We start from the raw sequence: 13,921 nt of genomic DNA, 5'->3' as shown, positions 1-13,921 counted from the left end.
ATAGATAAGCGCCGTTATCTATGTAACTTTTAATAGATTTAATTTTAATTTGATTTTATCAGCAAAAAATAATAAAAATGTGTCTAAAACAATTATGAGAAAAGCCCTTGGGCGTCTGGCCGTGTTTCGACCCCAAGGGCTTTTGCTTTAGAGTCACTCCCCACATGAGTAAATGTACAGTCTTTCTACCCATGCTTTAGTTCCATTAAGTGACACTTTTCTGACTGTCCTCACTGAGGTGGCTCATGCAGGACACATAGCAATCCACCAATTTCATAAATTATTCAGGACTAGTATATAGATTCAGAAAATCTAGATTCGAGGGGCAAGAGTTATTTGTCAAAGGAGAATTGGAATGGACCTAGCGAAAGTGAGGTAGCCATTGCTGCTTCTTGCACTGCTTCCTTGACGGTCGGTAGGTCTACAAAGCGGATAGCGTGAGGTGAGCTTAAACCAATCTTGCCAGAGAGTTCTACGTCTTCGCTGGCGGCCAGTAACAAGCGCAAGCTGTAGGAATCCTGACGGTTAAAGGGAATGAGAACGACATCCAAGGTGGGTTGTGGTTCCGCAAAAGACAGGGGGGTGAGTTGCTTTACCTGGTGGTCACGATCGCCTGAGCGGACCTCGACATGCACGGCTCCATCCTCGGCATCATCCAGATTCAAGGAGATGCCTAACTTAAACTCGTCAAAATCCTGGGTGCCTTGATTGAGTAAATGAATCTGGACCACGCGCAAGTTGTCATACTGATATTCCCTTTGCCCATCCGAAATCCGAATCTCAGTGCGGGGGCAAGATGAACCGAGAACATCTTGGAATTTGGGAGGCGTTTCTACTCTTTGGGCGATCGCGGGTTTACGATTGCGGTAGGCGGCGATCGCGGCATAAAGGGCTGCTCCCACTCCACCACTAACCAGTAGAGCGATCGCAATGATGAGAATAGTCAGCCAATGGAGATTGAGTAGAAAATCTAACATCCTTTGCAATTCCGTAACTTCTAACTGATCTCCAACACCTGGTCTTTGCCCCAGTGAAATGTCTCTTTTACGGTTCGTCAGAACTCTACAGCTCTCGCTCCTGCCCAATCCCCACGAGAGTTTGCCAGATGGCTATGAAGAAGGTGCAGACAATCAGTGCAAAAGCTTCTGGCCGCTTGAGTAAATCTTTCGCTTCGAGGTTAGGGGCGATCGCCTGATTATCGTCATTGGCACCATTCGGATTGCCATTGTTCTCAGGATTAGCTGTAGTTTGGAGACTGGGGGCAGAAGATGTAGGTTGCTGTGGTGCAGGTTCTTCGGTGGGGGCTGCTGTATCTTTGGCTGCAACCTGCTCCTCAAAGTTCGCCGCGATCGCCACAGGCTCTTCTGGTTTAGGTGTTTCTGGTTCTGGTGCTTCTGACTTAGACTCAGCTAGCTCGGACTCCTCCGCCACAGGCTGTTCCGGTTTAGATTCCTCTGGCTTAGATTCCTCTAGTTTAGGCTCTGCGATCGCCAGTTCCCCAGAAGGCGGCGTTTCTGGATCTGCTTGGGGTGCTTCTACCTCAACTGCAGCAGTAATCTCAGTTAGGTGGAGGGTCTCGGCGGTCTCAACCGTCTCTGTGTCTAAGCTCAACTGTGCTTCTAGACGCTCTTCTAGAGTGGACGGGATCAGGAGCGGAGCAATCAATTCGTTACTAGCGGTGTCTGGTTCTTGGTGCCCTGGCTCAAACTCCTCAGCAGTCTGATGAAGCTGGGGTTCCACCGTTCCCTCTTTTGCTTCTGATGCTTGCTGGGTCAAGGTAAGCTGCTTGTCGCCTAAAGCCCGAATGGTGGATAAGAGGTTTTTGTGTTTGTGAGGCATGATTGCGGTTCCCAGAGTTAGTTTCAGTAGTAACGAGTTTGAACTGGTGAAACCCAGTTCAGGTCTTGAGCAACCAGTCCGAACTGCTCAACCAAGAAAAAGAGTTAATAGCATCATTTTCCTCCGAAAGCGCTGCGCTATTACCTGGCCTAACGGATGGACCTAGCACTGATCCCTAGGCTGATTTCAGCAAATTTAACCCAGTTCAACCAGCAACTGGGGTTGCTTTACTGATCGGAGGGCCAGTTTTAGCGGCACCTTTACCAACAAGTACCAACAAGTACTAAGAATTTGGGAGATTGAGCTTGCGGCGCAATGATCCGGCTTACATTAAAGTTATGGCGCAACTTACATCACATCTTGCTACGGTTAGGGAGAGCAGATCTATATGTATCGAAGAATCCTTGTTGCGATCGATCACTCCAGCATTAGCCGCCAAGCTTTTGAACAAGCTTTAGCCTTAGCGAAGCTGACAGAAGCAAATCTAATGTTGCTCCACGTCCTTTCCTATGAAGAGGAAGGAAGTCCTAGATTGCCAGTGCTGACAGGTTTTGACGCTTATCCTGGCATGATCCGGACTCAAGCTTTAGAGCTATACCAACAGCAATGGCAAAACTATGAGGGTCAAGGGCTAGCAATGCTGCGATCGCGGGCTCAAGAAGCGGCGGATGCAGGCGTGCGAGTGGAGTTTACCCAAAGCCCTGGTAGTCCTGGCCGAGCTATCTGTGACTTAGCTCGAACTTGGGGCGCAGATTTGATTCTGGTGGGCCGTCGGGGCCGATCGGGTCTGAGCGAACTCTTTTTAGGTAGCGTTAGTAACTATGTGCTGCACCACGCTCCCTGTGCGGTTTTAGTTACCCAAGGAGCGATCGCCCCCAGTCCGCAAGAGCGATCGCCAGAACACGTAGAAGTTTTGTCTTAAAAGTTTTGTCTTGCCAAAAGAGCAAGGGTTTTTCTACCCAGGCAGCCTCAGCAGGTAGGAGGTAGAGTTAAGCGATCGCGGTCTTAACGCAGTCGTGCGGTCATCTCGCTTAATTCAGATGCTCAATTCAGAAGTAAGTAACTGGTCAATCACCTCAGCGACTCCATCACCTCGGCTGCCTTGCGTCACCCAATCCGCTTGTTCTTTCACCATCGGCAGCGCGTTGGCTACGGCTACAGAGAGGGCGCAAATATTCAGAAAAGCGAGATCATTCTCTGCATCACCAAACCCGACTACGTTCTGTGGAGATAACTCCATACGCTCTAGAGCTGCTTTCAACCCGGTCGCTTTGTTTAAGCCGGAGGGCAGCACCATCACAGCCTCTTTATTGAAAATTATCTGTAGCTCTAACCCTAAATCTCTAATGGTTTCTAATACCGTGGTTTCATAGGGTTTCCAAGTTGCTACAATCACGCGACCGACCGCTAAGGAATCAACTTGGCGTTCTTGAAGAGCTTGGATAAAGGCTGCAGGAGGGCGATCGCCCAACAACTGTTCTTCACGGGTGCTAGGCCAGTACAACAAAGCCCCATTCTCAGCAACCACACAATCAAACCAATCTACCTGCGGCAGCACCTGGAATAGCTCGTCTAACCGTCTACCTGTGACTAAAATGAGTTTGCGGCCAGATTCGCGGAGGCGTTGCAAGGCTGCCAGCGTGGTTTTGCTGACTTGACCTTTCGTAGCGAGTGTTCCGTCGTAATCCGAAGCAATTGCTAAATAACGCATCGCCTTAATTAGATAGGTCCATTTATCCTAAGGTGCGGGATTGCCTGGCTCATCTAACAGAAGCACTAATCTTAAAAGCAATTCACTAAGCTAGACTTGCGAGAGTTAGCCTACTGCATCGTGATGCAATCTGTAACTTAACTATGCAACTCGTGACAAAAATCCTGACGAAAGATAATTAGCTAACTATTGCTTAACTCAATCCTGTGCTAGCCTGTGGAAAAGGATTATTTTCGGCTGTGTAATTCGTTTTGTTGCAAGCGTTTCTCCGAATCTAACTCTCTGCACCTTTGATTCTGGAGATGCCCCAACCGAATGGCCCAAATAATTCTAAATGAAAATGAGGGAATTGAGGCAGCAATCCATCGATTCAAGCGGAAAGTTTCTAAGGCGGGAATTTTTCCAGATATGAAGAAGCATCGCCACTTCGAAACGCCTGGGGAAAAACGTAAACGTAAATTAGTTGCTAAGCATAGACAGCGGAAAAAATATTCTCGTCACTGATCCTTAAAACTTATCTGGCTGACGCAGCCTAATCAACCTAAAACTCTCGGACTTGAGTTCCGGAAGTTAAGCTTGATCGCTGAAATGAGACACTCCTTCCCCTCGTAAATCTTCTAACAACTCCTAAAGGCTCCTATGAATACCAAAGAACTTCTAAGCCGCTACTCAGCTGGACAAAGGGACTTTAGAAACCTTAATCTAATGGCCGCTAATCTAAGAAATCTTAACTTCAGTGGGGCTAATTTCAGTGGAGCCAATTTCAGAGGCGCAAACCTGACTAGCACCAATCTGAGCCAAGCGAACCTGAGTGATGTCAACTTGACGGGTGCAAACTTAACCAGAGCCAATTTGACACGGGCCAATTTGAAGAATGCCGACTTGACTCATGTCAATCTGAGTGACACAAATCTAAGTCATGCGTATCTGTCAGACGCTATCCTGCCAGATGGAGCAGGAGCCAAACTCGCCTCTAATAGTCCTGCGGTAGCGCTGTCTCAAGATGTAGTAGGCTAACTTGTTCTGAACTATCTCTGAACTCGCTAACCTACTAGTGCCTAGTCTTTACTCTAAGCAAGGTTCCTCTTTGAGGGGAGCGAGTAAGGGAAATTCTTCGCCGCGCAGGTAAGCATCAAATTCTTCTTCAAATCGGCTCCAGCTTGTTGCAATCGAACGTTGCAAACGACAGGCTGGAGCTTCTCGGTATAAAGGAAGGCGTTGCTCGATCTGCGTTTTTAGCGCTGGATGCAATTCTTCAAAGACATCCGTTTTTGTGCCTGTGTAGTTCAACACTAAAAAGCCTGGTTTGCCTTTCATCTTCATCCAAGGCTCCCAAGGTCCCATGCGGTAATAAGACAAGGTGACAGCGCGATCGCAACTGGCATCTATGATTTCGTCTTCAAGCATTCGAGTTGGAAAAATAAATTTGTAGGAATCAGAAGATTGCACGAATGGCTCAGGAGAATATTCAGCAAACTTAGGATTACTCGCCAAATTATTAGGTAGCTTCAGGTTGAGGTCTAGTGAGACAAAAGACACTTCAGGCCCAATAAAAGCCCCAACCTGTGGCGGAATCTGAAACTCCTGATAGTCGTAGGAGCGGTGGATGACGTGTAGCGCTTCACCTGTCCACGGGTTTTGCCATTGCCGCAATATTTCTTGCGATCGCGGGTCTAGATAGAGCGTAAATTTGCGGCTGAGTAAAGTCCAGCGCGAAGTTGCAGGGTCTTGAATACAGCGCGAAATATCGACCCCCAAAAAGTCGAACAGGTGAATGGGTTGATCTGAGTCGAGCGGCTGCGCGTACATCGAGCCCGTGGCTTCAAAGTAGTGAGTTCCGCCATCGGTACTACAGCGCATTTTGACAAACTGCTGGTCGGTAATTGTGGACTTGCGTAAAGTCATATTTCACCTCTAGCGAGATCGATTAATCGTAGCTTGAAGATCAGGTGAAGGGAAAACCTCTGTAATGTTACGGGTAATCAAACGCTGTATGTAGGTACTCTGGATCGATAAGTCTTAAAACCAATGAAAATTACTGCATTCTTCATGAATAAAGTAGCAATTTGATTAATTTATTTTAGTGAAAACTCGTAACCATGAAATTACACCTAGAGCTTTGTAGGAAGACAAAAACTACAAAGTGGGTTTAGATTGGGTTAGCTTAATCAAGATTTTAACTACAGTACCAAGCGCTGGATTCCAGCTAAGAAAAGACTTTTAGGGTTGCGATCGCAGTTTTTTCTCTTTGATGGCTTCAGTAGTACTGAACTAATTAATAATTTTCTACACGGGCACTTTCGCGCTGATTAGAACGTCTTTATAAAAGCTTTGTTAAATCAGCTCCATCCTTGTCAGGCAGTGGTGAAGGTTGCAAATGAGTGAAATTCGTGTGGCCCTAATTGAATCTCAAGACCTCAGTCGGTATGGGATGCAAGCGGCTTTAGGACAAAGTGATCTAATCACTATTGTTGGTGAGGCGGCCAAAGGGCGAGAAGGTCTAGACCTGTTGCAACAAACTCAGCTCGATTTAGTCATTATCGAGCTGAGTTTGCCTGATATCAGTGGCATCGAGGTCATTCAGCAGATTAAGAACCCAGAGTCGGAAGCAGAATCTGCCGACCTGAAAGTTCTGATTTTTAGCACTGAAGCTAATGAAGAATTGGTCATGCAAGCCTTTGCCGCAGGCGCAGATTCTTACTGCTTAAAAGACAAAACTAATCACCAAGATTTGTTAGAAGCGATTGAGGCAACTTACCAGGGAAATTCCTGGCTCGATCCCGCGATCGCTCGGATTGTGCTGTCCCACTATCAACAAACGATTGAGCAAGACACCAACGATTCTAGCCCTGGCTCTGTGAGTATTGAACCGATTGACCCAGCGGTAGGCCCCATTCTAGGCGCTGACCCTTTAACTAAACGGGAGCTAGAAATTCTGGAGTTAATTGTGGGGGGGCACAAAAACGAGGAAATTAGTCAAAAGCTCTATATCACGCTGGACACGGTAAAAACCCATGTCCGTAATATCCTCAACAAGATGGGAGCCAGCGATCGCACTCATGCAGCGGTTTTAGGCTTGCGTTCAGGCTTAGTGAATTAGAGCGATCGCTAGGTAATTCTCTCCGAGTTTACCTGTCAACATCACCTGATGTGCTGATTTCAGGTTATGCCGAATGATGGGGTTGCTCCTTCGCGAGAAATAAATATACTTTTGTGAAGATAACAAAACCCTTTTGATCAGCGAGGAGTAAAGATGTACATCGTACAAATTGCCTCTGAGTGCGCTCCAGTCATCAAAGCCGGAGGCTTGGGCGATGTGGTTTATGGACTCAGCCGCGAATTAGAAACGCGAGGACACTGCGTTGAGCTGATTTTGCCCAAATATGATTGCATGCGCTACGACCATATTTGGGGCTTGCACGATGCCTACCGTGACCTGTGGGTGCCTTGGTATGGCGGCACAATTCACTGCTCGGTTTACTGCGGCTGGGTACATGGGCAACTCTGCTTCTTTATTGAGCCTCACTCTCGCGATGATTTCTTCAATCGCGGTTGTTACTACGGTTGCCACGACGACACCATGCGCTTTGCCTTCTTTAGCAAGGCCGCTCTAGAATTTTTGCAACAAAGCAACAAGCGTCCCGATGTCATCCACTGCCACGACTGGCAGACTGGTTTAGTTCCCGTCATGTTGTTTGAGAATTACAAGTATGAAATGGGGCTTCAGCGAGTTTGTTACACGATTCATAACTTCAAACACCAAGGCTTTGCGGGCAACGAGATTCTTTGGGCCACTGGGCTCAACAACGAGCCTTACTATTTCCAACCCGATCGCCTGCAAGACAACTTTAACCCTTTCGCCTTGAACTTAATGAAAGGGGGCATTGTTTACGCCAATGCGGTGACTACGGTTTCACCGCACCACGCTTGGGAAGCGCGTCATACAGAGGTGGGTTCTGGTCTGGGCCACACGCTGCATATGCATCAAGACAAATTTACCGGAATTCTCAACGGCATTGATCTAGACTTCTGGAGCCCCGAAGTCGATCGCTATATTCCACACCACTACACTAAGGACAACTTAGAAGGCAAAGCCCAGAATAAGAAAGCGCTGCGCGATCGCCTGTTGTTGCAAGATGTAGACAAACCAATTATTGCTTATATTGGCCGTCTGGATGCCCAGAAAGGCGTTCACCTGGTGCATCACGCCATTTATCATGCCATCGATAACGGTGCCCAGTTTGTCTTGTTAGGTTCCGCCACCGAAGCGGGAATTAATGCTCACTTCCAGCACGAAAAGCGCTTTTTGAATGACCATCCTGACGTGCATCTGGAGCTGGGTTTTAACGAAGAACTCTCTCATCTGATCTACGCTGGGGCCGATATGATTTTGGTGCCGAGCAACTACGAACCCTGCGGCCTGACTCAGATGATTGGCTTAAAGTACGGCACAGTACCCATTGTTCGGAGTGTGGGGGGTCTGGTGAACACTGTGTTCGATCGCGACTACGATTCAGACCACCTGCCCGAAACCCGCAATGGCTATGTATTCTATGATTCTGACTATCAAGCGTTAGAATCAACCATGAATCGAGCTTTGACCCTGTGGCGGGATTACCCCAAAGAGTTCCAACAACTAGTGAAGCAGGGCATGGAGTACGACTACTCTTGGAACCATCCGGGTAAGGATTACATCGAAATTTACGATCGCATCCGCCACAAACCAGCTGCTGTAGCGCTGTAATAGTCTGAGTAATAGTCTGATTGGGAGGAATGGGGTTTGTCCCACCCAAAACTAACTACTAGGGCGCACTCCGGTGTGCCCTAAAATGTGTTTAGACGCTTGATTCGCACGGGAAGCATGACCGAAATTGTTGTTGCCGCACTCTACAAATTTGTCAGCTTGCCAGACTTCGCTGAGAAAAAAGATATGCTCTTGGCCTATTGTTTAGACCAAGACATTAAGGGCACCCTTCTTTTCGCTTCAGAAGGCATCAATGGCACGATCGCCGGATCTCGATTGGCGATCGATGCGGTTCTCTCTGTTTTGCGGGCTGATCCGCGCCTCGCTGATTTAGAGCACAAAGAGTCATATACAGATACTCCCCCGTTCGATCGCCTGAAAGTTCGCTTAAAAAAAGAGATCGTGCCTTTAGGCGTGCCTAAGGTTGACCCCAACCAGAAAGTAGGGACATACGTCAGCCCTGAAGAGTGGAATGATCTGATTGCCGATCCAGACGTGGTGGTGATTGATACGCGCAATGATTACGAGGTGCAAATCGGTACTTTTCAAGGCGCTTGCAATCCCCAGACGGCTTCCTTTCGGGAATTTCCTGACTATGTTCGCCAGCACTTAGACCCCCAAAAACATAAGAAAGTTGCAATGTTTTGTACGGGTGGAATTCGCTGCGAAAAAGCTTCCTCCTTCATGCTGGAGCAGGGGTTTGAGGAAGTGTATCACTTGAAAGGCGGCATCTTGAAGTACCTCGAAGCAGTCCCAGCCGAAGCAAGTCTTTGGGAAGGCGAGTGCTTTGTGTTTGACCAGCGGGTAGCGGTGCGTCACGGGCTAGAACCTGGTTCTTATGATGCTTGTATAGCTTGTGGTAGACCTATTTCAGACGAAGACAAAACTTCAGAACATTACCAGGAAGGGATTTCTTGTCCTCATTGCTTTGATAGTCTTACAGAAGAAAGAAGAGCCCGCCAAGTAGCCCGCCAGAGGCAAGTTGAACTAGCGAAGCAACGTCATCAGGCTAGCGTTGAGCCTTAAGCGGTTTTGCCAGTTTCTGCATTGCTGCCTTCAATCATAAATCAGACATTAAAAGGATACGCTGATGAAAGCGAAACATATTATTAACTTGCAAAAGGGGTTGACTGGATTTGTAGTCCTAGGGCTGATGTGGGCTTATCAGAACTTCACCATTGGTCCGTGGATTTATCTGGCGCTTCACGGCACCTACGGCCTGCTTTGGTTGCTCAAAGATCAGCTCTTTCCCGACAAACAATGGGAGCAGAAGATTTCGCCAGGGCAAGGAATTTTTGTTGGCATTATCTTAGTTTTGTATTGGGTTGCTCCCTTCTTGCTGATTAGTCGTGGCGTTGTGCCGTCGGCTCCTCTGATTGCGGCGGCTGTGGCCTTGAACATTCTTGGTGTATTCCTCCACTACAGCAGCGATGCTCAGAAATACTTCACGCTGAAATATCACCCTGGTTTAATTACAGAAGGCTTTTTTGCCCGATGTCGCAACACCAACTACTTGGGGGAAGTACTGATCTACAGCTCATTTGCACTTTTAGCTCAGCACTGGTTGCCGTTTGTGATTCTGGCTCTGTTTGCTGCAGGTTTGTTTATCCCGAATATGCGGAAGAAGGACCAATCTCTGGCGCGTTACCCAGAGTTTGCTGAGTATAAAGCGCGTTCTGGTTTGTTGTTGCCTCAACTCCTGCCATCAAGAAACTCGGTTTTAGACAGTCAAGCTCCTGATTCACCTCAAAACGGCTAAACTGGCGATCGCCTGAGTGAACCATTTCCTGTTTTGGAAGTAGTTACAACGGCACTTTGGCTCCAGGATTTGGGTCTCTACAAGATGTATCCCTTTATCTAAGACCCAAGTAGGTAATTGTTTATGGGGCCGAAGCAAAATAACATCGCGATCGCTTTGATCTCTGCTCTAGCCCTGGTTGGGGTAGGCAGTTACAGCTTATTACTTGCTGGTAAAACAGCTTTATCTGCGTCGGACCTCGCTCAAGGAGTGCCACCTAGCCCAAAACCCGCTCCCAAAATCATCGTGGAGCCGCAACCGGTGCGAGCTTTGCCAGGGCAGCTAGATCAGGTGCCGATGTTTAACAGCAATAGCCCGGAGTGGGTTAAGACTGAGGGTATTCTGCTTTCGACTCTGCCGCCTACGGGCAAGAAAACACCAACTGCCCATCTGAACTTTCCGTTTCAGGGCCGCTTCGATTTATTCATTCACCACCAAACCCACACCCCGAAGGATCTACAAACTTTCTACTTGGGTGTGATGCTGCATAACTCCAGTTCGCAACCCGTGACTGTTGATGTGTTGCAAGGCGCGACTTATCTGACCCAAAGCGCTCCCTACATCAAGCTGCCAACCTATGTAGACAATCCCAACAATACAGTTTATGCAGGGCCAGGCGATCGCGTGGTGACAGATATTCTTCAGGGCAAGCGCCAAGCTGATTTTCCGGCTCAACTGGTGATTCCGCCAGGCCAAAGCCGGATGCTCCTAAACCACCCGATGCCAGTGCGGGGTTTAGAGAAACCAATCAATGGGCGATCGGGTTATCTGCGACTGCGTAGTAGTGGCAAGGTCTACGCGGCCAGCTTGATGATGTTTGCCAAGAAAAATGCCAATGGTAGCGATCGCGCCCCCACCTTGGCTGAATGGCAAGCCCTACTAGACACCGGGACTCTCTCTGGACCTCGCGACAAAGTACCAACGCCACCCGAGCAGGCAGGCGGACAGTTGATTTATGGTCGAGTTGCAGGAGTTGCTCAAGGATCGCGCTGGCAAGCTCAACTCAGCGATCGCCCTGGAGCCAAAAACTTAACCATTCCTGCTCCAGGGCAGGCGGTATCTTATGCCATCAGCACAGTGCGAGCAGGTCGCTTGGGCACGGAGCAAAATCAAGCGGCTAAAATGCTGGTACGTTACCCCGATACCGCTTACGAATCCCATGCCAACTATGGCGTGGAATACAACTTGACCTTGCCGCTTTTCAACCCGACTCAACAGCTTCAAAAAGTGGCTTTCACCTTAGCGACTCCTTTAAAAGAAGATCGTCTCAGTCAAGGTGGATTGCGTTTCCGCCAACCCCCTTTTGATGTGCCCTTCTTTCGAGGCACTGTACGTCTGCGTTACCCAGATGATCGAGGCCAGCTTAAGACTCGGTATGTGCATTTGTGGCACCGCAAGGGACAAGTACTGGAGCCGTTAGAGATGATCACTCTGCCTCCCAACAGTGGCCGTTCTGTGCAGCTAGATTTGATTTATCCGCCTGATTCCACCCCGCCTCAAGTCCTCACCCTCAAAACTCAAGGTTAATATTCTATGTAAGTAAGCTGGACTGCCAGAATTGGCGCTAAAAGGTATATATTGATCCAAAGCGTTGCGAGATTCTGCGGATTGGCAAGGACGCCTGCATGAAACACCCTGCCACTCTTATCACCAAGCGATTGCAGAAAGTGCCACTGCAAACGGTTCTGGTCGCTCCTTTTGTCTTGCAAATTGCGATCGCAGTGGGGCTGACAGGTTGGCTGTCGCTACGCAATGGTCAGAACGCGGTCAACGATGTGGCTAGCCAGCTACGGACGGAGGTGACAGCCCGGATTCAGCAGCATGTCACGACTTATCTAGAAACTCCTCATCTCGTCAACCGCATTAACGCTGATGCCATTCGCTTGGGATTACTGAATGTTGAAAACATCCCTGGTTTAGAACGCTATTTCTGGCAACAGATGCAGCAATTTAAGACGGTGAGCTACATCTCGTTGGGGACAGAGCAGGCAGAATACATCGGAGTAGAGCGCTTAGATAATGGTGCCTTACAGATTGAAGTCTCCGATCGCGCCACAGGCCGAAATTTCCAAACCTACACCACGGATAGCCGCGGAAACCGCACGCGACTGGTGCAAAGTAAACCCAATTATGACCCGCGCCAGCGGGATTGGTACAAAACCAGTGTGAAAGCGGGTAAACCGATTTGGACCGAGATCTACACTTACTTCTCCACACAAAAACTCACGATCACGGCTGACCAGCCACTGTACGATGCCCAAGGCAAATTGATTGGGGTGACGGCGGCTGATTTGGTGTTGTCTCAAATCGGCGACTTTCTCCGCAGCCTCAAGATTGGTAAAACGGGGCAAACCTTTATCATGGAGCGATCGGGGCTTCTAGTTGCAACTTCGCTGCCTGAGAAACCTTTCATCCTCAGCGCTGATGGCAAAACGCAGGAGCGACTGGCCGCGACTGCTAGCCGCAATGAGTTGATTCGAGCCACGGCGCAGCACTTACAGCAACGCTTCGGTGATTTGCGGCAAATTCAAGGTAGCCAACAGCTCGACTTTCAGTTGGAGAATAAGCGTCAATTTCTGCAAGTGCTACCGCTACCAGATCAGCGAGGTTTGGATTGGCTGATCGTGGTGGTAGTACCAGAAACAGACTTCATGGAGCAAATCGAGGCCAACACGCGATCGACAATTTTGCTATGTTTGGCCGCCTTGATTGCTGCGATTGTGCTGGGAATTCTCACCTCGCGCTGGATTGCGCAGCCGATTTTGCATTTGAGCCGAGCGGCTAAAGCTTTGTCCCAAGGTGAGTGGGAGCAAACGGTGCCCGTGGAGCGAGAGGATGAAGTCGGGGTCTTGGCTCGGGCGTTTCAGAATATGGCGGAGCAGTTACGTGCTTCCTTTGGCGTTCTAGAACAGCGCAATGAAGAGTTAGAAGTCCGAGTTCAGGAGCGAACTGCGGATATTCGAGCGGCCAATGAGCAACTGCTAGTGGAAATTGCTGAACGCCAGCGGGTGGAAGATGCATTGCGGGTTTTCTTGCACGCCGTTTCTCATGACCTCCGCAACCCAGTGACTGGGATGTTGATGGTGTTGGGGAATTTGCTCAAAAGTGAATCGCTGCCTATTGATAACTCCAACGGTTCTGGCAAGGCGGTGATCCCGGTGGCCCGTAGCATTTTGGAGCGGATGGCTCAAAGTAGCGATCGCCAACTGTATTTAATTAACTCGCTTTTAGAAGTCCATGCCAGCGAAGTGGGGGGGATTGTCCTTCAGGCTGAACCGCTGGAACTTGGGCAACTGATCATAGATGTGCTGACGGATTTTGAGCCTCTGCTCTCTAAAAACCAAGTTAGCGCCACAGCTCTGATTCCGAACCATCTACCTGCCGTTCCAGCAGATCCCTTGCAACTGCGCCGAGTGCTAGAAAACTTACTAGCAAACGCCCTGAAGCACAACCCGCCAGGAGTGAGCTTGAGTGTCAGCGTGGAACAACGAGACAACTCGCTGCTTTGCCAAGTGCAAGACAACGGAGCAGGCATCAACCCAGAGGTGCGCGAGCATTTGTTTGAGCTGTATTCTCGCGGACCTCAAACCCGTCGCTCTACCGGACTAGGACTAGGTTTATATCTTTGCCGTCAAATTATTGTGGCTCATGGGGGAGAGATGGGCGTGACTAGCAGTCCTGAGGTTGGCTCGACCTTCTGGTTTACCTTACCTTTGGCACCTGTAGGAGCAACCACAAAATCACCTTGATGGGTGAATCATGTGAGCGAGGTGCGATCGCCTTACCTCCACCTAAGATAAAACTAAGGTGATTAAACAAACTGAGTTTG

Annotated in this window: 13 protein-coding genes; 9 read left to right on the top strand and 4 right to left on the bottom strand. The window is 48.8% G+C overall.

All coding sequences use genetic code 11. From position 1 onward, the window contains the following. Positions 1 to 332 precede the first annotated feature (332 nt). Entirely contained in the window at positions 333 to 977 is a 645-nt protein-coding gene (locus tag H6F90_RS13645; RefSeq protein WP_190552991.1) for a hypothetical protein, read from the bottom strand. 85 nt (positions 978 to 1,062) lie between these two features. Beyond that, the gene (locus H6F90_RS13640) at positions 1,063 to 1,839 is read right to left on the bottom strand and encodes a hypothetical protein (RefSeq protein WP_190552990.1); all 777 of its coding nucleotides are present in this window, start codon (positions 1,837 to 1,839) and stop codon (positions 1,063 to 1,065) included. Positions 1,840 to 2,227: 388 nt separating this feature from the next. Here H6F90_RS13640 and H6F90_RS13635 point away from each other — a divergent pair, with 388 nt between their 5' ends. Continuing rightward, on the top strand, positions 2,228 to 2,761 hold the full coding sequence (locus tag H6F90_RS13635; protein WP_190552989.1) for a universal stress protein: 534 nt from the start codon (positions 2,228 to 2,230) through the stop codon (positions 2,759 to 2,761). A 114-nt stretch (positions 2,762 to 2,875) separates the two neighbouring features. Here H6F90_RS13635 and H6F90_RS13630 read toward each other — a convergent pair whose 3' ends face one another. Continuing rightward, positions 2,876 to 3,550 (bottom strand): HAD family hydrolase, encoded by a 675-nt coding sequence (locus H6F90_RS13630; RefSeq protein ID WP_190552988.1) that lies wholly within the window; start codon positions 3,548 to 3,550, stop codon positions 2,876 to 2,878. A 315-nt stretch (positions 3,551 to 3,865) separates the two neighbouring features. On the opposite strand from H6F90_RS13630, the gene rpsU reads away from it, so the two are divergent. Continuing rightward, entirely contained in the window at positions 3,866 to 4,054 is a 189-nt protein-coding gene (gene rpsU / locus H6F90_RS13625) for a 30S ribosomal protein S21 (protein ID WP_190437304.1), read from the top strand. A 135-nt stretch (positions 4,055 to 4,189) separates the two neighbouring features. Further along, positions 4,190 to 4,567: a pentapeptide repeat-containing protein gene (locus tag H6F90_RS13620; RefSeq protein ID WP_190437308.1), complete on the top strand. Its 378-nt coding sequence runs from the start codon at positions 4,190 to 4,192 to the stop codon at positions 4,565 to 4,567. A 48-nt stretch (positions 4,568 to 4,615) separates the two neighbouring features. On the opposite strand, the gene H6F90_RS13615 is transcribed toward H6F90_RS13620, so the two are convergent. Beyond that, positions 4,616 to 5,455 (bottom strand): DUF1838 family protein, encoded by an 840-nt coding sequence (locus H6F90_RS13615; RefSeq protein ID WP_190552987.1) that lies wholly within the window; start codon positions 5,453 to 5,455, stop codon positions 4,616 to 4,618. Between the two features lie 472 nt (positions 5,456 to 5,927). Here H6F90_RS13615 and H6F90_RS13610 point away from each other — a divergent pair, with 472 nt between their 5' ends. From H6F90_RS13610 to H6F90_RS13585, 6 genes are all read left to right on the top strand, one after another. Further along, positions 5,928 to 6,650, top strand: coding sequence for a response regulator transcription factor (locus H6F90_RS13610; protein WP_190552986.1), 723 nt, complete (start codon positions 5,928 to 5,930; stop codon positions 6,648 to 6,650). A gap of 153 nt (positions 6,651 to 6,803) precedes the next feature. Then, on the top strand, positions 6,804 to 8,294 hold the full coding sequence (glgA, locus tag H6F90_RS13605; protein ID WP_190552985.1) for a glycogen synthase GlgA: 1,491 nt from the start codon (positions 6,804 to 6,806) through the stop codon (positions 8,292 to 8,294). Positions 8,295 to 8,411: 117 nt separating this feature from the next. Next, complete coding sequence (locus H6F90_RS13600; protein ID WP_190552984.1) at positions 8,412 to 9,320, top strand: rhodanese-related sulfurtransferase; 909 nt, start codon at positions 8,412 to 8,414, stop codon at positions 9,318 to 9,320. 64 nt (positions 9,321 to 9,384) lie between these two features. Further along, positions 9,385 to 10,053 (top strand): isoprenylcysteine carboxylmethyltransferase family protein, encoded by a 669-nt coding sequence (locus H6F90_RS13595; RefSeq protein WP_190552983.1) that lies wholly within the window; start codon positions 9,385 to 9,387, stop codon positions 10,051 to 10,053. Positions 10,054 to 10,176: 123 nt separating this feature from the next. Further along, positions 10,177 to 11,619, top strand: coding sequence for a DUF3370 domain-containing protein (locus H6F90_RS13590; protein WP_190552982.1), 1,443 nt, complete (start codon positions 10,177 to 10,179; stop codon positions 11,617 to 11,619). A gap of 98 nt (positions 11,620 to 11,717) precedes the next feature. Further along, positions 11,718 to 13,841 (top strand): ATP-binding protein, encoded by a 2,124-nt coding sequence (locus tag H6F90_RS13585; protein ID WP_190552981.1) that lies wholly within the window; start codon positions 11,718 to 11,720, stop codon positions 13,839 to 13,841. The last annotated feature ends 80 nt before the right edge of the window (positions 13,842 to 13,921 follow it).

This window comes from Trichocoleus sp. FACHB-591, assembly GCF_014695845.1.
Classification (GTDB): domain Bacteria; phylum Cyanobacteriota; class Cyanobacteriia; order FACHB-46; family FACHB-46; genus Trichocoleus.
The sequence above is the reverse complement of the archived record's forward strand: the minus strand, read 5'-3'. Positions and strand labels throughout refer to the sequence as shown.